At 60.6% G+C, this 21,562-nt stretch carries 24 protein-coding genes and 1 pseudogene; 16 read left to right on the top strand and 9 right to left on the bottom strand.

All coding sequences use genetic code 11. From position 1 onward, the window contains the following. Window positions 1-64 precede the first annotated feature (64 nt). Entirely contained in the window at window positions 65-766 is a 702-nt protein-coding gene (gene pyrF, locus IE038_RS14305; protein ID WP_163934981.1) for an orotidine-5'-phosphate decarboxylase, read from the top strand. Here pyrF and IE038_RS14310 read toward each other — a convergent pair. After that, window positions 756-1,760 (bottom strand): NADP-dependent oxidoreductase, encoded by a 1,005-nt coding sequence (locus tag IE038_RS14310; RefSeq protein ID WP_163934984.1) that lies wholly within the window; start codon window positions 1,758-1,760, stop codon window positions 756-758. The two genes, pyrF and IE038_RS14310, sit on opposite strands and share 11 nt — an antisense overlap. Before the next feature lie 1,192 nt (window positions 1,761-2,952). Here IE038_RS14310 and IE038_RS25325 point away from each other — a divergent pair. Together IE038_RS25325 and IE038_RS25330 are read left to right on the top strand one after the other, a co-directional pair. Next, window positions 2,953-3,171: pseudogene (locus IE038_RS25325) on the top strand (HAMP domain-containing protein); the annotation flags it as partial. 3 nt (window positions 3,172-3,174) lie between these two features. Beyond that, window positions 3,175-4,038 (top strand): methyl-accepting chemotaxis protein, encoded by an 864-nt coding sequence (locus IE038_RS25330; RefSeq protein WP_438810776.1) that lies wholly within the window; start codon window positions 3,175-3,177, stop codon window positions 4,036-4,038. A 43-nt stretch (window positions 4,039-4,081) separates the two neighbouring features. Here IE038_RS25330 and IE038_RS14320 read toward each other — a convergent pair whose 3' ends face one another. After that, window positions 4,082-5,275 carry a benzoate/H(+) symporter BenE family transporter gene (locus tag IE038_RS14320; protein ID WP_189395817.1) on the bottom strand — a complete coding sequence of 398 codons (1,194 nt, stop codon included), beginning with the start codon at window positions 5,273-5,275 and terminating at the stop codon, window positions 4,082-4,084. A 147-nt stretch (window positions 5,276-5,422) separates the two neighbouring features. Between IE038_RS14320 and IE038_RS14325 the strand changes: the two genes are divergently transcribed. Further along, window positions 5,423-6,025 carry a glutathione S-transferase family protein gene (locus tag IE038_RS14325; RefSeq protein WP_163934987.1) on the top strand — a complete coding sequence of 201 codons (603 nt, stop codon included), beginning with the start codon at window positions 5,423-5,425 and terminating at the stop codon, window positions 6,023-6,025. A gap of 36 nt (window positions 6,026-6,061) precedes the next feature. On the opposite strand, the gene IE038_RS14330 is transcribed toward IE038_RS14325, so the two are convergent. From IE038_RS14330 to IE038_RS14350, 5 genes are all read right to left on the bottom strand, one after another. Continuing rightward, complete coding sequence (locus tag IE038_RS14330) at window positions 6,062-6,433, bottom strand: glutaredoxin family protein (RefSeq protein WP_163934990.1); 372 nt, start codon at window positions 6,431-6,433, stop codon at window positions 6,062-6,064. A gap of 59 nt (window positions 6,434-6,492) precedes the next feature. Beyond that, window positions 6,493-7,038 carry a GTP cyclohydrolase I FolE gene (gene folE, locus IE038_RS14335; protein WP_065759870.1) on the bottom strand — a complete coding sequence of 182 codons (546 nt, stop codon included), beginning with the start codon at window positions 7,036-7,038 and terminating at the stop codon, window positions 6,493-6,495. 69 nt (window positions 7,039-7,107) lie between these two features. Beyond that, complete coding sequence (locus tag IE038_RS14340) at window positions 7,108-7,665, bottom strand: Smr/MutS family protein (RefSeq protein ID WP_065759871.1); 558 nt, start codon at window positions 7,663-7,665, stop codon at window positions 7,108-7,110. A gap of 53 nt (window positions 7,666-7,718) precedes the next feature. Continuing rightward, window positions 7,719-8,039 carry a hypothetical protein gene (locus tag IE038_RS14345; RefSeq protein WP_163934992.1) on the bottom strand — a complete coding sequence of 107 codons (321 nt, stop codon included), beginning with the start codon at window positions 8,037-8,039 and terminating at the stop codon, window positions 7,719-7,721. 68 nt (window positions 8,040-8,107) lie between these two features. Continuing rightward, complete coding sequence (locus tag IE038_RS14350; protein ID WP_065759873.1) at window positions 8,108-8,698, bottom strand: cysteine hydrolase family protein; 591 nt, start codon at window positions 8,696-8,698, stop codon at window positions 8,108-8,110. Between the two features lie 187 nt (window positions 8,699-8,885). Here IE038_RS14350 and prmB point away from each other — a divergent pair, with 187 nt between their 5' ends. Beyond that, a complete protein-coding gene (gene prmB / locus IE038_RS14355) occupies window positions 8,886-9,794 on the top strand; it encodes a 50S ribosomal protein L3 N(5)-glutamine methyltransferase (RefSeq protein WP_163934995.1) in 909 nt (302 codons plus the stop codon). 102 nt (window positions 9,795-9,896) lie between these two features. On the opposite strand, the gene IE038_RS14360 is transcribed toward prmB, so the two are convergent. Together IE038_RS14360 and IE038_RS14365 are read right to left on the bottom strand one after the other, a co-directional pair. After that, window positions 9,897-10,694: a hypothetical protein gene (locus IE038_RS14360; RefSeq protein ID WP_163934998.1), complete on the bottom strand. Its 798-nt coding sequence runs from the start codon at window positions 10,692-10,694 to the stop codon at window positions 9,897-9,899. A gap of 106 nt (window positions 10,695-10,800) precedes the next feature. Continuing rightward, window positions 10,801-11,760, bottom strand: a complete 960-nt coding sequence (locus IE038_RS14365; RefSeq protein WP_163935000.1) for an alpha/beta hydrolase — start codon at window positions 11,758-11,760, stop codon at window positions 10,801-10,803. A gap of 136 nt (window positions 11,761-11,896) precedes the next feature. On the opposite strand from IE038_RS14365, the gene aroC reads away from it, so the two are divergent. The 11 genes from aroC (at window position 11,897) to IE038_RS14420 (ending at window position 21,504) form a co-directional block, all read left to right on the top strand. After that, window positions 11,897-12,988 (top strand): chorismate synthase, encoded by a 1,092-nt coding sequence (gene aroC, locus IE038_RS14370; RefSeq protein ID WP_189395818.1) that lies wholly within the window; start codon window positions 11,897-11,899, stop codon window positions 12,986-12,988. Between the two features lie 38 nt (window positions 12,989-13,026). Next, the gene (locus IE038_RS14375; RefSeq protein WP_163935003.1) at window positions 13,027-14,175 is read left to right on the top strand and encodes an MFS transporter; all 1,149 of its coding nucleotides are present in this window, start codon (window positions 13,027-13,029) and stop codon (window positions 14,173-14,175) included. Further along, a complete protein-coding gene (locus IE038_RS14380) occupies window positions 14,172-14,792 on the top strand; it encodes a methylthioribulose 1-phosphate dehydratase (RefSeq protein WP_102053189.1) in 621 nt (206 codons plus the stop codon). Before IE038_RS14375 ends, IE038_RS14380 begins: the two co-directional genes overlap by 4 nt. Before the next feature lie 26 nt (window positions 14,793-14,818). Next, window positions 14,819-15,364, top strand: coding sequence for a 1,2-dihydroxy-3-keto-5-methylthiopentene dioxygenase (locus IE038_RS14385; protein WP_163935006.1), 546 nt, complete (start codon window positions 14,819-14,821; stop codon window positions 15,362-15,364). Window positions 15,365-15,375: 11 nt separating this feature from the next. Then, window positions 15,376-16,059, top strand: a complete 684-nt coding sequence (gene mtnC, locus IE038_RS14390; protein ID WP_163935009.1) for an acireductone synthase — start codon at window positions 15,376-15,378, stop codon at window positions 16,057-16,059. Window positions 16,060-16,269: 210 nt separating this feature from the next. After that, a complete protein-coding gene (locus tag IE038_RS14395; RefSeq protein ID WP_163935012.1) occupies window positions 16,270-16,791 on the top strand; it encodes an ankyrin repeat domain-containing protein in 522 nt (173 codons plus the stop codon). A 57-nt stretch (window positions 16,792-16,848) separates the two neighbouring features. Beyond that, window positions 16,849-17,379 (top strand): hypothetical protein, encoded by a 531-nt coding sequence (locus IE038_RS14400; RefSeq protein ID WP_163935015.1) that lies wholly within the window; start codon window positions 16,849-16,851, stop codon window positions 17,377-17,379. A gap of 72 nt (window positions 17,380-17,451) precedes the next feature. Continuing rightward, window positions 17,452-17,643 carry a PLDc N-terminal domain-containing protein gene (locus IE038_RS14405; RefSeq protein ID WP_163935018.1) on the top strand — a complete coding sequence of 64 codons (192 nt, stop codon included), beginning with the start codon at window positions 17,452-17,454 and terminating at the stop codon, window positions 17,641-17,643. Window positions 17,644-17,770: 127 nt separating this feature from the next. Next, entirely contained in the window at window positions 17,771-18,631 is an 861-nt protein-coding gene (speE, locus tag IE038_RS14410) for a polyamine aminopropyltransferase (protein ID WP_065759885.1), read from the top strand. Window positions 18,632-18,838: 207 nt separating this feature from the next. Then, complete coding sequence (locus IE038_RS14415) at window positions 18,839-20,923, top strand: LTA synthase family protein (protein WP_163935021.1); 2,085 nt, start codon at window positions 18,839-18,841, stop codon at window positions 20,921-20,923. 248 nt (window positions 20,924-21,171) lie between these two features. Then, window positions 21,172-21,504: a ribonuclease E inhibitor RraB gene (locus IE038_RS14420; protein ID WP_163935024.1), complete on the top strand. Its 333-nt coding sequence runs from the start codon at window positions 21,172-21,174 to the stop codon at window positions 21,502-21,504. Window positions 21,505-21,562 lie beyond the last annotated feature (58 nt).

A 21,562-nucleotide genomic window follows, 5' to 3' on the forward strand; every position in this document is an offset into this window, starting at 1 on the left:
CCCCCCTTGCGCTGCTGCATCGGCTACAATGCGCGCCGATTTCGACTTGCCAAGAGACTTGCCCATGTCCGTCTGCCAGACGCCTATTATCGTCGCCCTGGATTTCCCTTCCCGTGACGCCGCCCTGAAGCTGGCCGATCAGCTGGACCCGAGCCTGTGCCGGGTCAAAGTCGGTAAGGAGCTGTTCACCAGCAGCGGTTCGGGCATCGTCGAGACCCTGTGTGAGAAGGGCTTCGAGGTGTTTCTCGACCTGAAATTCCACGACATTCCGAACACCACCGCCATGGCTGTCAAAGCGGCTGCCGAGATGGGCGTGTGGATGGTTAACGTGCACTGTTCTGGCGGCCTGCGCATGATGACGGCCTGCCGTGAGGTGCTGGCTCAGCGCAGCGGCCCACAGCCACTGCTGATTGGTGTCACCGTGCTCACCAGCATGGAGCGTGAAGACCTGGCCGGCATCGGTCTGGACATCGAGCCGCAAGAGCAGGTGCTGCGCCTCGCTGCGCTGGCCGAGAAGGCCGGAATGGACGGCCTGGTCTGCTCGGCACTGGAGGCCCCGGCGCTGAAGGCGGCTCACCCGGCGCTGCAACTGGTCACCCCGGGTATCCGCCCGGCGGGCAGCGCCCAGGACGATCAGCGCCGTATCCTCACGCCACGTCAGGCGCTGGATGCGGGCTCCGACTACCTGGTGATCGGTCGCCCGATCAGCCAGGCCGCCGATCCAGCCAAGGCGCTGGCCGACGTGGTTGCCGAGATCAGGGCTTAAGCACCAGCTTGCCGAAATTTTCCCCGCTAAACAGCTTCAACAGTGTTTCGGGGAAAGTTTCCAGCCCTTCGACCACGTCCTCCCGGCTTTTCAGCCTGCCGGTAGCCAGCCAGCCGGCGATTTCCTGCCCCGCGGCGGCAAACTGTGGGGCGTGGTCCATCACCACAAAGCCTTCCATCCGTGCCCGATTCACCAGTAGCGACAGGTAGTTGGCCGGTCCCTTGACCGCCTGTTTGTTGTTGTACTGGCTGATGGCGCCGCAAATCACCACCCGCGCCTTGAAGTTCAGGCGGCTGAGCACGGCATCCAGGATGTCGCCGCCAACGTTGTCGAAATAGATATCCACACCCTTGGGGCACTCGCGCTTGAGGCCTTCCAGTACATTTTCGGCCTTGTAGTCGATGACCCCATCGAAGCCCAGTTCATCGACCAGGTAGCGGCACTTGTCCTGACCACCGGCAATCCCGACCACGCGGCATCCTTTGATCTTGGCGATCTGCCCGGCAATGCTACCCACCGCACCGGCTGCGCCGGATATCACCACGGTTTCGCCAGCCTTGGGCGCGCCGACGTCCAGCAGGGCGAAGTAGGCCGTCATACCGGTCATGCCCAGAGCCGACAGGTAACGCGGCAGTGGTGCCAGTCGTGGGTCGATTGTGTAGAAGCCTTTGGGCGCGCCGACGAAGTAGTCTTGCACGCCAAGTGCGCCGTTGACGTAGTCGCCCACGGCGAAGTCCGGGTGTTTGGAGGCGATCACTTCGCCAACGCCCAGGGCACGCATGACCTCACCGAGTGCCACCGGCGGAATGTACGACTTGCCCTCATTCATCCAGCCGCGCATGGCCGGGTCCAGTGACAGGTAGAGGTTCTTGACCAGCACCTGGCCGTCTGCCGGTTCCTCGACGGGCACTTGTTCAAAGGTGAAATCATCTCGCGTCACGGCGCCCACCGGGCGTTTGGCGAGCAGGAAGCGGCGATTGTTCAAGGCGGTCATGGCGTAGCTCTCTGGTGGAAGGTAAAGCCTGTTCATAGACCCTGTGGGCGGTATCGGCAAGGGTTAGCGTTCGGCGAAATACCCGACGATTGATACCGGTGATTGAGTCTTGGCGGTATTTGACGGAAGCCGGTTGCACTGTGCGGAAGGCGTTTTCAGGCGTTGCCCCAGGCATCGCCAGCACGACCTCCGGGTTTCTGAAAACGACGTGTGTCTAGCTTTTTGCCATTATTCCGACGCCAAAGGCTTGTGCGGCGGCTTGCGTGATTGCCACTCTGCGTCCTGGGGATTGTCCGGGGTTTCCGGGATAGCAGCAGGGGAGCGGGGCGCAATGAATTCGGCCAGCAAGGGTGGTTTTGCCAATTGGGGAATGGCCCGCAAGATGGGCCTTGGGTTTAGCCTGGTGTTGCTGTTGACGACACTGGTGGCAGGGTTGGGTGTCGCGGCCTTGTTGGGTGTTGGCAAACGCTTCGATGGCCTCAAGCAAATGACTGCGGTCAACGATGCCTTGCTGCAGGTACGCCTGCGAGAGCAGACCTACGCACTGACCTCCGATCCCAAGGCGGTTGAAGCCTTGCACCAAGGCGTGGAGGTTCTACAGACGCAGGCCCGTGAACTGCCGCAGCTTGCCAGTGCCGATGTTGAACAGGCGTTGGCGGCCTATCGTCAGGCATTCGACCAGTTCGTCGAGTTGACGCAGGCCAAGGAGCTGGCGCTGGACATGGCCAATTGGTCGGTCTCCAGCGTGGCCAATAACCTGGACGTGTTGCAAGCCGGGCTTGCGGATGACGGCACCTGGACCCTGAAAGACTCTCAGGGTGCGCGAGGGGCGGAGTTCGTTGAGCAGGCCGGCCAGGTCGCACAGGTGGCACGGCTGATGCTGCTGGCCATGGACGAGGCCCGGGTACGGCTGGAGCAGAATCGCAAGGGTGCAGAGGACGTCCGTCAGGGACATATCGAGCAAGCGGAGCAGGCGGCGGCACTGGTCGAGCAGTTGAAGAGTAGTGTGCAGGACGCCGGTTACCAGAGCGTGCTCGCTGAAGTGGCGACTCATATCGCCAGCTTTGGCGAGAAGCTTGGTGAATACACCGACCTGCTGGGTCGCGAACAACAACTCAAACAGCAGCTGCAGCAGCGCGCCGAGCAGGTCATGGCGCAGGTCGACCACGCGTCGACCGCCGAAGAGGCGGCAATGCAGGCTGAGCTTGGGCGAAACACCTGGCTGATTATCGCTGCCTCGCTGTTGGCGTTGGTGGTCGGTATCGTTGCTGCGTTGTTGATTACCCGGGCAATCGTTGGCCCGCTGCGCCGGGTGATTGGTCGTGCTCAGCAGATCGCGGCCGGTGACTTGAGCGGCGACATTGCGGTCGACCGGCATGATGAGGTGGGGCAGTTGCTATTGGCCATGCAGCAGATGGGCAGTGGCCTGGCGGGTATCGTCAGCGGTTTGCAGGTGGGGATCGAGCAGTTGGCCGGCAATGCTCAATCGTTGTCGGCCGTCACCGAACAGACTAACCGAGAGGTCAGCAGCCAGAAGGAAGAAACCGAACAGGTCGCCACGGCCATGCACCAGATGACTGCGACCGTCCACGATGTGGCGCGCAATGCCGAAGAGGCCGCGCAAGCGGCGCAGTCAGCGGACGACAAGGTTGAGAGTGGCCAACAGGTGGTGCGTCAGAGCATGCAGCGTATCGAGGCATTGGCCAGTGCCTCGGCGTCGGCCAGTGAAGGTATCGAGCGCTTGAGCGCCGAGGTGCAGAACATCGGCAAGGTGCTGGAGGTGATCAAGAGCGTGGCCGAGCAAACCAACCTGCTGGCGCTCAATGCGGCCATCGAAGCGGCGCGGGCAGGCGAGCAGGGGCGTGGGTTTGCGGTGGTCGCCGATGAGGTGCGCGCATTGGCCAAGCGTACCCAGCAGTCCACAGAGGAAATTGAGCGGCTGGTCAGCAGCCTGCGCAGCAATGCCCAGGCGTCGGTCGAACAGATCCAGGGCAGTGGTGAGCTGGTCAAGCTGGCCGTTGCCGATGCGCTGCAGACAGAGAGTGCCCTGGGCAGCATCGCGGCGGCGGTGTCGTTGATTCAGCAGATGAACCAACAGATTGCTGCCGCTGCCGAGCAGCAGAGCTCGGTGGCAGAGGAGATCAACCGTAGTGTCAGCAATATTCGCAGCAGTGCCGATCAGTCCGCGCTGGCCATGCAGGGCAATGCCAGTTCAAGTATCGAACTGGCACAACTGGGCACCGAGTTGAAAGGGATGGTTGGGCATTTTCGCTTGTGAGGGGCTTGTGAGGGGTGGCGCTGCCAACCCTAGGCCGCTGCGGTCAGGCGGCCTTGCGCCAGTTCAGAATCATCAGTGTCAGCACCCCGGCCACGATGCCCCAGAACGCCGAACCCACGGAAAATAGTGTAAAGCCCGACGCCGTGACCATAAAGGTGATCAGTGCCGCTTCACGCTCCTTGGCTTCGTTCATGGCCACGGTCAACCCGTTCATGATCGAGCCAAACAGCGCCAGGGCGGCAATCGACAGCACCAGCTCCTTGGGCAGCGCCGCGAACAACGCCGCCAGCGTCGCCCCGAACACCCCGGCGATACCGTAGAAAATCCCGCACCAGACGGCGGCGGTGTAGCGTTTGTTCGGGTCTTCGTGGGCGTGCGGGCCTGTGCAGATGGCCGCACTGATAGCAGCCAGGTTGATGCCGTGTGAACCGAACGGTGCCAGTACCAGTGAGGCCAGGCCGGTGACCGTAATCAGTGGTGAGGCCGGTACTTGATAGCCATCGGCACGCAGTACGGCTACCCCTGGCATGTTCTGTGAGGTCATGGCGACGACAAACAGCGGGATACCGATGCTGATGGTGGCGGCGAGAGAGAAAGACGGGGTTGTCCACACCGGCGTTGCCACTTCCAGGCTGAAGCCGCTGAAGTCCAGCAGGCCAAGGGCGCCGGACAGCGCCGTACCCACCAACAACGCCGCGAGTACCGCATAGCGTGGCGAGATGCGTTTGATCACCAGGTAGCTGAAGAACATTCCCAGCACCAGCAGCGTGCGGTGTTGGGCTGCAATGAAAATCTCGCTGCCGATCTTGAACAGAATGCCCGCCAGCAAGGCCGACGCCAGCGAGGCCGGGATGCGCTTGACCAAGCGCTCGAAGCTCCCGGTCAGGCCGCAGATCACCACCAGCAGGGCACAGGTGATGTAGGCACCGATGGCTTCGCCATAGCTGACGCCCCCCAGGCTGGTGATCAATAGCGCTGCGCCCGGGGTTGACCAGGCGATGGTCACTGGCGTGCGATAGCGCAGCGACAGGCCGATGCTGCATGCGGCCATGCCAATCGACAGGGCCCAGATCCAGGAAGAAATTTGCCCGCTGCTAAGCCCTGCCGCCTGACCTGCCTGGAACATCAACACCAGCGAACTGGTGTAGCCGGTGAGCATGGCGATAAAGCCGGCGACCACCGCTGAAGGGGAGGAGTCGGCCAGCGGGCGCAGGTGCGCAGAAGTGGCGTCGGTCATGCGGGCATTCCTTGTACGTCTGTAAGCAGATTTTTCAGACTAACCTGCACTACCGTGATGTTTGCAGTACAGCAATCGTTGCATTTAGCCGTACAGTCACCAACTATTACAGACAGTTTCGTTTCAGCACTCAAAAGGGGAGGGGAAATGTACAAGGTCTATGGTGATTACCAGTCGGGCAACTGCTACAAGATCAAGCTGATGCTCCACCTGTTGAACCTGCCCTATGAGTGGCATCCCATCAACATTCTCAATGGCGACACCGAAACGCCCGAATTTCTGGCCAAGAACCCTAATGGCAAGGTGCCTGTGTTGGAACTTGAGGACGGCACCTGCCTGTGGGAGTCCAATGCCATTCTGAACTTCCTCGCTGACGGCACGGAGTATCTGCCGACGGAACCGCGCCTGCGCACCCAAGTGTTGCAGTGGCAGTTTTTCGAGCAGTACAGCCATGAGCCATACGTGGCCGTGGCGCGTTTCATTCAGTTCTACCTGGGGCTACCAGAGGAGCGCCTGGATGAATACAAGAAGCTGCAAAAGGGTGGTCACAAGGCACTGCGGGTGATGGAGAAGCAGCTGCAGCTGACACCTTATCTGGTGGGCGACGACTATTCGATTGCCGATGTGGCCTTGTATGCCTACACCCATGTCGCCCATGAAGGCGGCTTCGACCTTTCCGGTTACCCGGCGATCCAGGCGTGGCTCAAGCGCGTGGCCAGCCACCCACGCCATGTGGCCATGCTGGGCTAACTACCCTGAAGTCGCGGCGCCTGCGATGGCGTCGCTTCAGGCCGCCGAGAAGCGTTGATCCAGGTACGCAATGATCGCCTTGGATTCATACATCCAGGTGGTTTCGCCATTTTCTTCGATACGCAGGCACGGCACTTTAATCCGTCCGCCACCTTCAAGCAGGGCCTGGCGATGCTGTTCGTCGTTCTTTGCATCACGCAGGGCCACCGGTACGTTCAGGCGGTGCAGGGTACGGCGGGTCTTGACGCAGAAGGGGCAGGCGTGAAACTGATACAGCGTCAGGCCTTTTGCATGCTGTTCGATCTTGGCTTGTGCGGCAGGGTCACGCTTGAGCTTGCGCGGGCGGGTGATCAGGTCGAGAACGACGATCAGTTGGCCTAGGCCAATGCGAAGGGCTTTGACGATCATGGCTGCTTCTCACAATAAAAAGCCGACCCCGTGAGGTCGGCTTGAAGGTGTACAACCGATCACTTGATCAGGTTGAGGAACTCGCTGCGGGTGGCGGCATTTTCACGGAACTCGCCCAGCATCACCGAGGTGACCATGGAGGAGTTCTGCTTTTCTACGCCGCGCATCATCATGCACATGTGTTTGGCTTCAATGACTACGGCCACGCCGAGGGCGCCAGTCACTTGCTGGACTGCATCGGCGATCTGGCGGCTGAGGTTTTCCTGGATCTGCAGGCGCCGGGCGTACATGTCGACGATACGCGCGACTTTCGACAGGCCCAGGACCTTGCCGGCCGGGATGTAGGCGACATGCGCCTTGCCGATGAACGGCAGCAGGTGGTGCTCGCACAGCGAGTACAGCTCGATGTCCTTGACCAGGACCATTTCGCTGTTGTCGGAGCTGAACAGCGCTCCGTTGGTCACTTCTTCCAGGGTTTGGGAATAACCGCGGCAAAGGTACTGCATAGCCTTCGCGGCACGCTTGGGCGTGTCGAGCAGGCCCTCGCGGGAGACATCCTCGCCCAGTTGGCCGAGGATCGCGGTGTAGTTCTGTTCCAGGGACATGGATCTACCTGTGGGGAATAATCGCAAACGCGAAGGGTACGGCGGCGGCGGCGGCGCTGCAAGCACAGCTTACTCGTCGCGCCCTTCGAGCATGGTGCGTTTGAGCATTACATACACCGCCCCGGTGCCACCGTGGCGGGCCTGGCACGAGGTGAAACCCAGTACCTGTGGATGTTGACGCAGCCAGGTATTGACGTGGCTCTTGATCATGGGTCGTTTGCCGTCCAGGCGTACCGCCTTGCCGTGGGTGACCCGTACGCAGCGCACCTCGAAGCGGGTGGCTTCGGCAAGGAAGTCCCAGAGGGTTTCCCGGGCTTTTTCCACGCTCATGCCGTGCAGATCGAGGCTGCCTTCAAAGGCGATCTGCCCAAGCTTGAGCTTGCGCATCTGGCTTTCCTGGACGCCATCACGGCTCCAGTGCAGGTCGTCTTCTGGGCCGACATCGATCACGAACTGGTCGGAAAGCCCGTCGACGATCGTCTGGTCGCTACGCACGGTGGCCGCCTGGCGCAGGCCGGCCAGTTGCTTGCGGTCGGCCTTGGGTTTACCAATCTCGGCGCGATCGTGCTTGATCGGCTTGACGCCGCGCACTTCGCTCTTGAACAGGGAAAAATCGTCGTCTTGCATGTAAGCCTCCGCCTGGGCGGCGCAGTTTACGCGACTCCCCGCGTCTCGTTAATTCAATCGTGCTTTTTCATCAAGTGTGGCGCCAGGTTCAGTTCCCGGCCGCGGCGCAGTCGTGCCCTGCAACGGCGCCAGAACCACACGCCCAGCCACAGCATCAACACGCCGCAGCCAGTGATGATGCCTGCTGCGGCACGGTTTGTAGTCAGCTCGCCCAAGGCGGGTGCATGGCCCAACAGGCTGGCGGTGCCGGCCATCGCCAACAGTACGCCAAGGGTTGCCAGCAGGGCCGAAAAAGCAGCCGCAAAACGCATTGACCAATTACGCGGTTCGCGTGAGCGAAGGCGCTTGGCGTCGAAACCATCGGATAACTTCATTCCGATTTCCTCTATGGATATCGGGCCTTCGACCTGAAAGTACCGATGTGGTTCCGCCAGCTGTCAGGTCAAATCAGGCTGGCGACTTGGGTCACACAGGCAAAGTTGTCGGCCATGATCGCCATTTCACTTTGCTGGATCTGCGCCGCCGGTATTACGCCGCCCTTGAAGGGTAGGTCACGGGTGGTGCAGGCGTCTTCGACCAGGGTGCAGCGGTAGCCGTAGTCCTTTGCCCGACGCACGGTGGTGCTGACACTGGAGTGGCTCATGAAGCCGCAGACAATCAGGTCCAGATGACCGAGTTTTTGCAGTTCTTCATGAAGCTTGGTGTTCTTGAACGCGTTAGGCATGCGTTTTTCGATGATGACTTCATCGCCCTGTGGCTCGAGGCCAGGGATGAACTCGCCACGTTCGCCCTGCGGGTCGAACAGGCCACCAACGGTACCGAGGTGGCGTACGTGAATCACTGGTCGACCGGCCTTGCGTGCCGCGTCGAGCAGTTTGCCGATGTTGGCCACGGCTTCGTCCATGCCCGACAGCGCCAGAGGACCGCTCAGGTACTCTTTCTGCGCATCGATAATCACCAGGCTGGCGTTACTCAGCTTCGCCGGCGGGTAACCGCGACCGCTGAGGTGGAACATCGTCATTGGAACGGACATCAGGGGCTCCTTTGGATAGGGCTTTTCGCCTATTCTCCCCTGCTTGGACGCAGATGTGAATCGCTTAGCGTACAAGCAGCGTGGTTAGTGGCCTGCAGCTATGCCGGTCAATCGCTCAAGACGTCATGGGCCGCCATATTCCTGGCCAGGCTGTTAGAATCGTCGGTCGTTTTTTTAGGAGTCTACCGTGACCACTTCCCGCCTGCGCACCCTGCGCGACCATATTCGTTGGGCTGTCAGCCGTTTTCACGAGAAGGAGCTGTTTTTCGGACATGGCGCCGACAACGCCTGGGATGAGGCGCGCCTGCTGGTGCTGGGCGCGGTACACCTGCCATGGGAAGTGGCTGACAGCTATCTTGACTGCCGCCTTGAGGATGAAGAAGTGGCGCACCTGCAGGCGCTGCTCAAGCGTCGCATCGAGGACCGCGTTCCGACCGCCTACCTCTTGGGTGAGGCCTGGTTCTGCGGCATGTCGTTCATTGTCGACGAGCGTGTACTGATTCCACGCTCGCCCATCGGCGAGTTGATCGAAAAGCGTTTCGAGCCGTGGCTGGCGGCAGAGCCGCAGCGCATTCTTGACCTGTGCACCGGCTCGGGCTGCATCGGTATCGTCAGTGCCGAAGTGTTCCCGGAGGCCGAAGTGGTGTTGGCCGACCTGTCCTTCGAGGCATTGGAGGTTGCCAATCAGAACATCGAGCGCCATGGCCTGGAAGAGCGGGTCTTTACGGTTCAGGGTGATGGTTTCGAGGGGCTGCCTGGGCAGCGTTTCGACCTGATCCTGTCCAACCCGCCGTATGTCGATGCCGAAGACTTCGCGGATATGCCGCAGGAGTACCACCATGAGCCGGAGCTGGGCCTGGCCTGTGGCGACGACGGTCTGGACCTGGTTCGGCGAATGCTGGCCGAGGCCGCGGATCACCTGACCGAGAAGGGCTTGTTGATTGTCGAGGTGGGCAATAGCCAGGTGCATCTGGCAGCCCTTTACCCTGAAGTGGATTTCGCCTGGCTGGACTTTGAGCGCGGTGGCCATGGCGTGTTCATGCTCACGGCGCAGCAGTGCCGGGAGCATCAGGCATTGTTTGCTTCGCGGGTGTAAGCGCTAGCGCAGTGTCTGCATCGCAGGAAAGACCAGCTCCTACAGCATTGCGCCTTGCGCGTCTGTTGGGGCAGGCTTGCCTGCGAAGGCCTCTGCTGGTTGTCAGCGGTGGGTTGCAATCCAGATCAGCAGCCCGGCCTGGAACACGGCGAAGGCAACCAGGCAGGTGATGGTAAAGCGCAGGCCACTGTCCTCGCGCTTGTATTTGTTCACACGTTCGTCACGCTCACGCAGTTGTGCTTCTTTTTCCTGCAGGGTCTGTTCGGCCTGCTGGAGCATGCCCGCAGCCTCGATGATATCGACCTGCTGGACCTTCTCGGTGTTCCAGCCACCCTTGAGCTCACCGACCTGCACTTCGAGGTAGCGGCCCTTCATGTGCTGGACATCGGCGTACTCGACGTCCAGCCCGACGTTTTTCAGCACATGGTCACGGCGCTGACGGGTGTCTTCGTTCAGCGCGTCCTTGCTCGGAAGTGCCGCACCTTCGATCCGGTAGTGTGACCACTTGTGTTGTGCCCACTGCACCCCCTGTGCCAGCAGAAAGCGTCCGAGGCCGCGGTTCAGGGGTTCCATCTGCAGGCCGCTGTCAGGGCCGAAGCTCACATGGTGCGTCTCATGGTCGACGCGGATGTCCAGGTGATTCTGCTCCTTGCGCACTTTTTGCCCAGGCAGACGAATCTCCATGCGCAGCAGGCTGTGCTCCTTGCTGTGCCGTTCGGCATAGCCGTACTGGACGAAGCGCAAGGGCCGCGCACCGGTTGCCCGGTCAGTCGGCAGCGGGGCCAGGCGCAGCATGCGAAAATGCTCCGGCTTCAGGTCGGCCCAGGGCAGCGGGGCCGGTTCTGGAGCGGCCGTTTCGGCGCTCGCTTCGGGTGCATCCTGGGGTGGGGCATCGGTCATCACGGCAATCCTCTTGTGCGCAGCAGGCTGGCCGTAATTTTGACGCCAGCACCGGCTTATCGGCAGGGTTGGCCGGGACTGGAGCGCATTTTTCCGGAACTTCCGCTCAGGCCGCCGGCAATCGACGAATAAACTCGACGATTCTCTCGCCAAGCTCACTGGCCAGCGGTAACGCCGGGTTGATGTAGCTTTGCTGCTGTTGGTGCATGTCGGCCGGTGCTATCCGCAGCATATGGTTCATGCCCTCGATCAGTGCCAGTTCGGCATCGGGTTTTGCGGCCTTCAGGCGCAGGGCATTGTCGACGCTGACCTGGGCGTCATGGTTGCCCTGCACGATCAGGGCCGGGACGCTCAGGCGGGCAAAGGCCGCTGCCGGGTCTTGCCGGAACAGTGAAATCAAATAGGGTTGAACGCTGGGGCGCAGTACATCCTGCAAGGGCAGGGGAACGTCGTTCGAGGTGCTGCCAGCCTTGAGCTGGTCGATGATTGTCAGCGCCCGCGCTTGATAACGACCCGGTACGCGTTCAGCAATCTGTTCACGCAGCACCTCATCCACTGGGCGACCGCTGCCGGCTACGGCAATCACGGCGCTGGCGCCTGCCGGCTCCGCCGCCAGGCTGGCGATCAATGCACCTTCGCTGTGGCCCAGCAGCACCAGCGGGCCGAAGCGCGGGTCGGCGTTGAGTGCGCGCCCCCAGGCCACGGCATCGGCGACATAGCGCTCGACGCTCAGGTTGCGCTCGTCGGGTGTTGCTTCCAGGCTGGCCGCAACGCCGCGCTTGTCATAACGCACGCTGGCAATATTGTTGCGGGCGAGCAGCAGCGCCAGGCGTTTGAGGTTGTCGGTGTGGGCCCCATTGGGGTTGTTGCCGTCGCGGTCAGTCGGGCCTGAGCCTGCAATGATCAGCACCACGGGCGGCGGTCGCTCGCTGCGTGGCAGCAGCAGGCTGCCGCGCAGGATGCCAGCGCCGGTGTCGAGGTCCAGGGGGTGTTGCAGAACAGTCGGGGCCGCCGCTTGGGCGAAGCTGCTGAGGAACAGAAGAAGCAGGGTGAGGGCGCGTAGCATTACAAGACCGCTGCTGGAAAGATGAAGGTTGGACACACGCTGGCCTAGAAGGTTCGCCAACAGGGATGAACTCACCGGTTAGCCTGCGTATACTGGCGGCCTTGTTCAAATCAGGCTGATTCGCGGAGCGTCCTGCATGTCCGGCAATACCTATGGCAAGCTGTTCACTGTCACCACCGCTGGCGAAAGCCATGGTCCGGCGTTGGTCGCTATTGTCGACGGCTGCCCGCCGGGCCTGGAGCTTTCGCTGGCCGACCTGCAACACGACCTGGATCGGCGCAAGCCTGGCACCAGCCGCCACACCACGCAACGCCAGGAAGACGATGAAGTCGAAATCCTCTCTGGCGTTTTCGAGGGCCGTACCACTGGCTGCGCGATTGGCCTGCTGATCCGCAATACCGACCAGAAGTCCAAGGACTATTCGGCGATCAAGGATCTGTTCCGCCCGGCGCATGCCGATTACACCTACCATCACAAGTACGGTGTACGTGACTACCGTGGCGGGGGCCGCAGCTCGGCGCGCGAAACTGCGATGCGTGTGGCCGCCGGTGCCATTGCCAAGAAATACCTGGCCAGCCAGGGCATCACCATTCGCGGCTACATGAGCCAGTTGGGGCCGATTGAAATCCCCTTCAAGACCTGGGAGTCGGTGGAGCAGAACGCGTTCTTCAGCCCAGACCCGGACAAAGTGCCAGAGCTGGAAGCCTACATGGACCAGTTGCGCCGCGACCAGGATTCGGTCGGGGCGAAAATCACCGTTGTCGCCGAAGGCGTCATGCCAGGCTTGGGTGAGCCGATCTTTGACCGTCTGGATGCCGAACTGGCCCATGCCCTGATGAGCATCAACGCGGTCAAGGGTGTGGAGATTGGTGCCGGTTTTGCCAGTGTGGCCCAACGGGGTACCGAGCACCGCGACGAACTCACGCCGGAAGGTTTCCTCAGCAACAACGCCGGCGGCATTCTGGGCGGGATTTCCTCGGGGCAGCCGATCATTGCGCACCTGGCGCTCAAGCCAACATCGAGCATCACCACCCCTGGCCGTTCGATTGATATTGACGGCAACCCGGTCGAGCTGATCACCAAAGGCCGTCACGATCCATGCGTGGGCATCCGTGCCACACCGATTGCCGAGGCGATGATGGCCATCGTGCTGATGGACCACCTGCTGCGTCACCGTGGGCAGAATGCCGAAGTACGGGTCAGCACGCCGGTACTGGGCCAGCTGTAATGCCCCGAGCGTTCGATCGCGCCATGGCCGCCTGAGCCGTGGCGCCGATTCCCTACTGGCGACTGTCCAGCTTCTACCTGTTCTATTTCGCCTTGCTCGGTTCGACAGCGCCATTCCTGGCGCTGTACTTCGATCACCTGGGTTTTTCCAGTGCGCGTATCGGTGAACTGGTGGCTATTCCCATGCTGATGCGTTGCGTCGCCCCGAATTTATGGGGGTGGCTGGGGGATCGTACCGGCCAGCGCCTGCTGATTGTGCGGCTCGGTGCATTGTCGACACTGGCGAGTTTCTCGCTGATCTTCATCGATAAGAGTTATGCCTGGCTGGCGCTGGTGATGGCCTTGCATGCGTTCTTCTGGCATGCAGTGCTGCCGCAGTTCGAGGTCATCACCCTGGCGCATCTGCAGGGGCAGACGGCGCGTTACAGCCAAGTCCGCCTATGGGGGTCGATTGGCTTTATCCTGACCGTTGCGGGCCTTGGCCGGTTATTTGAGTCGTTGAGCCTGGACATTTACCCGGTTGCACTGGCTGTGATCATGGCCGGCATCGTCCTGGCCAGCCTGTGGGTGCCCAATGCCCATCCTCCCGGGCAGCATCTCCATGACGCTGGCGATGGGTTTATCAAACAATTGGTTCGCCCTGGCGTGCTGGCCTTTTATGCCTGTGTGGCCCTGATGCAATTGAGCCATGGCCCGTACTACACCTTCCTGACCTTGCACCTTGAGCGCTTGGGGTACAGCCGTGGCACCATTGGTCTGCTCTGGTCGTTGGGCGTGGTGGCCGAGGTACTGATGTTTCTGGCCATGAGCTGGATCATGGCGCGGGTGTCGTTGCGCCGGGTGTTGTTGGCCAGTTTCCTGTTGGCCGCGTTACGCTGGATGCTGCTGGGCGAGTACGCCGAGCACCTGGCCGTGTTGCTGGTTGCGCAGTTGATGCATGCGGCCACCTTCGGCAGTTTTCATGCCGCGGCCATTGCCTTTGTCCAGCGCAGCTTTGGGGCACGCCAGCAAGGGCAGGGGCAGGCGTTGTATGCCGCATTGGCTGGCACCGGTGGTGCACTGGGCGCCTTGTATTCAGGCTACAGCTGGAATGCGTTGGGCCCCACTACAACCTTTAGTATTGCCAGCGTCGCTGCCCTGGCTGCAGCCGTTATCATTGCGACTCGAATGAAAGAGGACAGGGCATGAGCCTTACCCGTGAACAATTGGCCTTGGAAATCATCGAAGCAGGGCGCTTCCTCTACGGCCGTGGCTGGTCGCCGGCCACCAGCAGCAACTATTCCACCCGCCTGGCGGCGGATCAGGCACTGTTGACTGTTTCTGGCAAGCACAAGGGGCAGCTGGGCGTGGACGATGTCCTGGCCACCGACCTTGCAGGCAATAGCCTGGAGCCGGGCAAGAAGCCTTCGGCGGAGACCTTGCTGCATACCCAGTTGTACGCCTGGCGGGCAGATATCGGGGCAGTCCTGCATACCCACTCGGTCAATGCCACGGTGTTGTCACGCGTGACTGCTGGGGACTACCTGGTGTTCGAGGACTATGAACTGCAGAAGGCCTTCAGTGGTATCTCGACCCATGAGTCGACAGTGCAGGTGCCAATCTTCGAGAACGATCAGGACATTGCCCGCCTGGCGGCCAAGGTTCAGCCTTGGCTCGAGGCGCACCCCGACTGTGTCGGTTACCTGATCCGTGGCCATGGCCTGTATACCTGGGGCCCGCGCATGAGTGATGCGTTGCGCCAGGTCGAAGCTTTCGAGTTTCTCTTCGAGTGTGAATTGAAAGTGCGATCGGTTACCGGTCGTTGAGTCGCTACAACTAGGAGTTGCCCCTGATGAGCAGCCTGACCGTGTACCACCAGTCCACCCCGGACATCCCGAACAAGGTGCTGACCCACGTTGAGGACATCGCCTCGACCCTGGCCGAGCAGGGCGTGCGTTTCGAGCGTTGGGCCGCCAATGCGCCAATCCAGCCGGGCGCTAGCCAGGAAGAAGTGATTGCAGCCTATCAGGTCCAGATCGACAAACTGATGACCGAGTGTGGCTACATCACCGTCGATGTGGTGAGCCTGAACAGTGACCACCCGCAGAAGGCCGAACTGCGCGCCAAGTTTCTGGATGAGCACCGCCATGCTGAAGACGAAGTGCGTTTCTTTGTCGCCGGACGTGGTCTGTTCACCCTGCACATTGGCGAATATGTCTATGCCGTGCTCTGTGAGAAGAACGACCTGATCTCCGTGCCGGCCGGCACCCCTCACTGGTTTGACATGGGCGAGAACCCGCACTTCGTTGCCATTCGCCTGTTCAACAACCCTGAAGGTTGGGTGGCGCAGTTCACCGGCGACAAAATTGCCGATCAATTCCCGCGCATCGACGACTGACCGGAGCCTGCATGACTATCAAAGCCATCCTCACCGACATTGAAGGCACTACCAGCGCGGTGAGCTTTGTCTTCGACGTGCTGTTTCCGTTCGCGGCCAAGCACCTGCCGGATTTTGTCCGTACCCATGCCGCCGAAACGGCTGTGGCAGCCCAGCTTCAGGCCGTGCGCACAGACAGTAATGAGCCTGCCGCTGACGTTGAACGGGTGATTGAAATCTTGCTGCAGTGGATTGCCGAGGACCGCAAGGCCACGCCACTCAAGGCGTTGCAAGGGATGGTCTGGGCCGAGGGCTATCAGGCGGGGCTGCTCAAGGGCCATGTCTACCCGGATGCGGTTGAAGCGCTCAAGCGCTGGCATCAGGACGGCTATGCCCTGTATGTGTACTCCTCGGGGTCCATTCAGGCGCAGAAGCTGATTTTCGGCTGCTCCGAAGCTGGCGACCTGACACCGTTGTTCAGTGGGTATTTCGACACGACGTCCGGTGGTAAACGCGAGGCGCAGTCTTACCACACCATCGCCCAGGCGATTGGTTTGCCTGCAGAGCAGATCCTGTTTCTCTCGGACATCGTTGAGGAACTGGATGCCGCGCAGCAGGCGGGCATGGCGACCTGCGGACTGGTGCGCCAGGGTGGGGTGCTGGCGGGCCACAGCAATGTGGTGAGCTTTGCCTTGATCGATGTAAGCCAGTTCTGACGCCGCGAGCACCCCACCGACGCTATCGCAGGCAAGCCTCCCACAAAAAGACCTGTAGGAGTCGGGCTTGCCCGCGATACAAACGCCGCGAACTCACGGGCAGCACTGCGTACCAATAGATTTCTTCTGTTGCATCAATGCGTTATTCCGCGTTGACCACCAGCCCGTGCTGGCCAAGACTTGGGCTTTTCCGGCAGCCAGGAGCGCCCCATGTCCGATCAACCCACCTCCGAACCGCTCAACGACGACGCCATTGCCTTTGCCGAGCAGGTGTTCGATTGCGCCCGTCAAGGTGATGCCGTCGTACTTGAGCGCTTGTTGAAGCAGGGGCTGCCGGCCAATCTGTGTAATCACAAGGGCGATAGCCTGTTGATGCTCGCCAGTTACCATGGTCATGTCGAGGCTGTACGCGTGTTGTTGCAACAGGGTGCCGATCCGCAAATGGCCAACAACAATGGTCAACTGCCGATTGCCGGTGCGGCGTTCAAGGGTGACCTGGCCATGGTGCAGTTGCTGGCAGAGCAGGGGGCTGGCATCGAGGCAGCGTCGGCTGATGATCGTACGGCCTTGATGATGGCGGCGATGTTCAACCGAACGGCCATCGTGGATTACCTGTTGGCACAGGGGGCTGACCCCAACCGTGCCGATGCCAAGGGCATGACCGCTTTAGGGGCTGCCCAGGCCATGGGCGCACAGGACACCATGAAGCAGTTGCAAGCGCTGGCCGGCTAACCCTTGGCGAGCGTTTGCGGCTATCCTTGGCGCCTTTTATCGTCGTAGGGCCCCCTCATGAAAAACCAACTGGTCGAACTCATTGGCAAAATCAGCTCTGGCTGCCTGCGTGAGGATGACATTGAGCGGATCGCTGACGAAGCCGCCCAGGCCTACGCCGACCCCGCAGGGTTTCTGGCCGCCAACCCGGACATCAACTACGACGACACTTTCCCTATTTCCCTGGGTGAATGGGTCGTTGTAGGCAGCCTGCCGGACACCGTGCTGTTCCAGGCCGACAGCTACCAGGACCTGTTCGCCCAGATCGTTGCCTCCTTCGGCCCAGATGTGACGTTCAACATCAAGCCCAAGCAATTGGCCAAGACTGAAGCCTTGACCGCACTCAACCGCATCCAGATTCAGATGAGCAGCATGAACAAGGAGGCGGGCGGCTATGTGTTGCTCGACTTCAGCCAACCGCTTGATGATGAATTGCAGGTGGTGCTGGTCTACGGTAATGACTTGGAGCGTGTGCTTGAGTTGGCGGACGAAATCGGGATCGCCGCCGCACCGTCGCTTGAAGCACTGCGGTTGGCCTTGCACGTTTAAACGAGCATGGTCGTGCCCAGATGTTGAGCGCTGGCTATGCTCAGTGGCACACCAGCCCTCAGGAGCAGCACCATGGGTTCGACGTTTAATGGCTTTGTTGGCCTGATCATTCTGGCCCTGGACATCTGGGCAATCATCAATGTGATCAAAAGCAGCGTAGGAACCGGGCCCAAGGTGCTCTGGGTGCTATTGATTCTGCTGTTGCCGGTGCTGGGCCTGATCATTTGGGCGATTGCCGGCCCCCGAGGCAGCGTCCGTCTATAGGCTCCCGTGTTGCCAGTTGCGCCTCGACGAATATTCGACCTGTCATGTTCGACAACGTACACTGCGCCCTTTTCTATGGCGGGCGCGTTTGCGCCCGTTGCCAGCCGCTTTTATTGGAGGTCCCGCAATGAGCGACTACCTGGAAACGTTGTACGAAGGCTACGGCCAGCGCTTTCGCATGGACAAGCTGCTGCACGAGGTTCGTACCGAGCACCAGCATCTGGTGATTTTCGAGAACCCGCGCATGGGCCGTGTAATGGCGTTGGACGGTGTAATTCAAACCACCGAGGCCGATGAGTTCATCTACCACGAGATGCTCACCCACGTCCCGATCCTGGCCCATGGCACTGCCCGGCGCGTACTGATCATCGGCGGTGGTGACGGTGGCATGTTGCGTGAAGTGACCAAGCACCGTGGCGTCGAGCACATCACCATGGTCGAGATCGACGGTACCGTTGTCGACATGTGCAAGGAATTCCTGCCGGAGCACTCCAAGGGTGCCTACGACGACCCGCGCCTGAACCTGGTCATCGATGATGGCATGCGTTTCGTCGCAACCACCGAAGAGAAGTTCGACGTCATTATCTCCGACTCCACTGACCCGATCGGTCCGGGAGAGGTGCTGTTCTCCGAGAACTTCTACCAGGCGTGCCATCGTTGCTTGAACGATGGCGGTATTCTGGTCACTCAGAACGGCACGCCGTTCATGCAGTTGTCCGAAGTTCAAACCACTGCAAGCCGCATGCGCAGCCTGTTCGCCGACTGGCACTTCTACCAGGCCGCGGTACCGACCTATATTGGCGGTGCAATGACCTTCGCCTGGGGTGCGACCAATACCAGCTACCGCAAGCTGCCTCTGGAGACCCTGCGTCAGCGTTTCGCCGGTAGTGGAATCGTTACGCGTTATTACAACCCGGAGATTCACATCGGTGCGTTTGCCTTGCCACAGTACGTGCTGCAGGCCGTGAACAAGCCCAGCAACGATTGATGCCGCACTACGGCGCCTTAGGGCGCCGTAGTCGATTTCATGAAGTGTGGCAAGTTTCTGAACAGAATTTTCACATTCGATTGCTGACAATTCGTGCGCTCAAATGCCTGTTCGACGAATGGCTCTCCAGTGCCCGGCTGTTTAGGGCAGGCTTGTTATTTCGCTCTTCGTTTCTTTCAAATCTGAATCTTTGGGATCTTCCTATTCATGGCTAACACGGACGCCTTGAGTCATCAGCGGGCTGCTTCGCGCGCGCTGCAACCGACCGTCAAATCGCACCTGGCCTACACGCTGCTGAGTGGTCTGGTGATCATGCTGATGCTCAGCCTGGTAAGGCTGGCGCTGCTGGTTTACAACAGCGATCAGATCGGCAACACCCCGGTTTCGACGTTGGCCGAGGCGTTCGCCAACGGCCTGCGCTTCGACCTGCGCCTGGTGGTATACCTCTGCGTTCCGCTGATGCTGGCGCTGTTGAGTGTCCGGGCGATGGCCGCGCGCGGCCTGTTCCGTTTCTGGTTGACCATCACCTCCAGTGTGGCCATGTTCCTCGGCCTGATGGAGATGGACTTCTACCGTGAGTTCCACCAGCGCCTGAACGGGCTGGTCTTCCAGTACGTCAAGGAAGATCCAAAGACCGTACTGAGCATGCTGTGGTACGGCTTTCCGGTCGTTCGTTACCTTCTGGCCTGGGCCTTCGGGACCTGGTTGCTGAGCCTGCTGTTCAAGTGCGTCGATCGCATGACGCGGCCTCGTGGCGAGTACGGCAGCAGTGTGGCCGGTGCGCGCAGCGTGGCACCTTGGTATGTGCGGGGTGGCGTGTTCTTCATGGTGCTGATGGTGGCCGTGGTTGCTGCACGCGGCACCTTGCGTCAAGGCCCGCCGATACGTTGGGGCGACGCCTACACCACCGACTCGAACTTTGCCAACCAGTTGGGCCTGAACGGCACGCTGACCCTGCTCACTGCCGCCAAGAGCCGGATGTCCGAAGAGCGCGACAATATCTGGAAGGCCACCCTGCCGCAGGACGAGGCGCAGGAAACCGTGCGCAGCATGCTGCTGACGCCTCACGACAAGCTGGTCGATGCCGATGAAGCGGCCGTGCGCCGTGAATTCACCCCGCCGGTGGAAAACACCCTGCCGATCAAGAACGTCGTTGTGATCCTGCTGGAAAGCTTCGCCGGGCATTCGGTGGGTGCGCTGGGCGCCACCACCAACGTTACGCCATACTTCGACAAGCTGGCCAAGGAAGGGTTGCTGTTCGACCGTTTCTTCTCCAATGGTACCCATACTCACCAAGGTATGTTCGCCACCATGGGTTGCTTCCCCAACCTGCCAGGCTTCGAGTACCTGATGCAAACCCCTGAAGGCAGCCACAAGCTGTCGGGTCTGCCGGCGCTGCTCAGTGCGCGCAAGTACGACGACGTCTATGTCTACAACGGCGATTTCGCCTGGGACAACCAGTCCGGGTTCTTCAGCAACCAGGGCATGACCACCTTCATTGGCCGTAACGATTTCGTCAATCCAGTGTTCTCCGACCCGACGTGGGGCGTGTCTGACCAGGACATGTTCGACCGCGGTGCGGAAGAGCTGGCGAAGAACTATGGCAAGAAGCCGTTCTATGCCTTGCTGCAAAGCCTGTCCAACCACACGCCATACGCGCTGCCGACAAACCTGCCGGTAGAGCCTGTGACTGGCCAGGGTCGTCTCGACGAGCACCTGACTGCCATGCGTTACTCTGACTGGGCACTGGGCCAATTCTTCGAGAAGGCGCGTAAAGAGCCGTACTTCAAGGAAACCCTGTTTGTCATCGTCGGTGACCATGGTTTCGGCAACAACCAGCAGGTCACCGAACTCGACCTGAGCCGCTTCAACATTCCGCTGCTGCTCATCGCTCCGGGTATCCAGGAGAAGTTCGGCGCGGTCAACCACACCGTTGGTACCCAGATCGACATCGTACCGACCATCATGGGTCGTCTCGGTGGCGAAACCCGCCATCAGTGCTGGGGGCGTGATCTGCTGAACCTGCCTGAAGGCGACCAGGGTTTCGGCATGATCAAACCGTCGGGTAGCGAGCAGACCGTTGGCCTGGTAACGGGTGATCGGGTGCTGATCGAGTCCAAGGACATGTCGCCGCGCATGTACCGCTACCAGTTGGGCCGTGAGTTCAAGGCCGATCTGATCGAAAGCCCAGACCAGGTTGAATTGACGCGCAAACTGGAGTCGTTCATCCAGACCGCGACCAAGAGCCTGCTGGACAACACCGCCGGCGTGGTTCACGGCGTGCCGAACTGATCACCGGCACTACGTGATGCCTGTTTGACTGAAGCCCCGATTTATCGGGGCTTTTGTTTTTTGATGTGTCGATACGACATACATCGATTGGCATCGGCCCTGCGCAAGCGCTAGGATGCACTCAGGGTCTACCTGATTCACGCTTCCCGGCCCTGTCTTGATCACTAGCTCGAAGGCCCGCGCCTCTACTGCGGGCGATAGCGTCACGCACTGAAGGTTAATCCATCGGTATTTGCGGAGGACGATTCATGAGCAGCCAATATGATGACATCAGCATTAATGTCTTGCGCAGCATGAAGGAAGGCGGGTTCGACTTTGCCCGTATCCACCCCATCGAGTTCTATGCCGTTTTCCCCGATGAGGAGCGTGCCCGCAGAGCAGCCGGGAAATTCCGTGGCGAGTCACTCAATGCACAGGTCTGTGAATGTGCCGATGGCGGCTGGCATCTGGAATTGAGCAAGGTGATGTATGCCACCTATGGCGGCATTGATGAGTTCGAGCAGGGCTTTGAGGCGGTGATTGCACCGCTGGGTGGTGAGGTTCAAGGCTGGGGGGTCAAGCAAGAGCGTTTGCTGGCCTGAGCCAATCGACCGTCAGCCGGGCACTGCCTCGCAATGAGGCGCCGTTGCCCGGTTGACG

It is taken from the genome of Pseudomonas laurentiana (assembly GCF_014648275.1).
Lineage (GTDB): Bacteria > Pseudomonadota > Gammaproteobacteria > Pseudomonadales > Pseudomonadaceae > Aquipseudomonas > Aquipseudomonas laurentiana.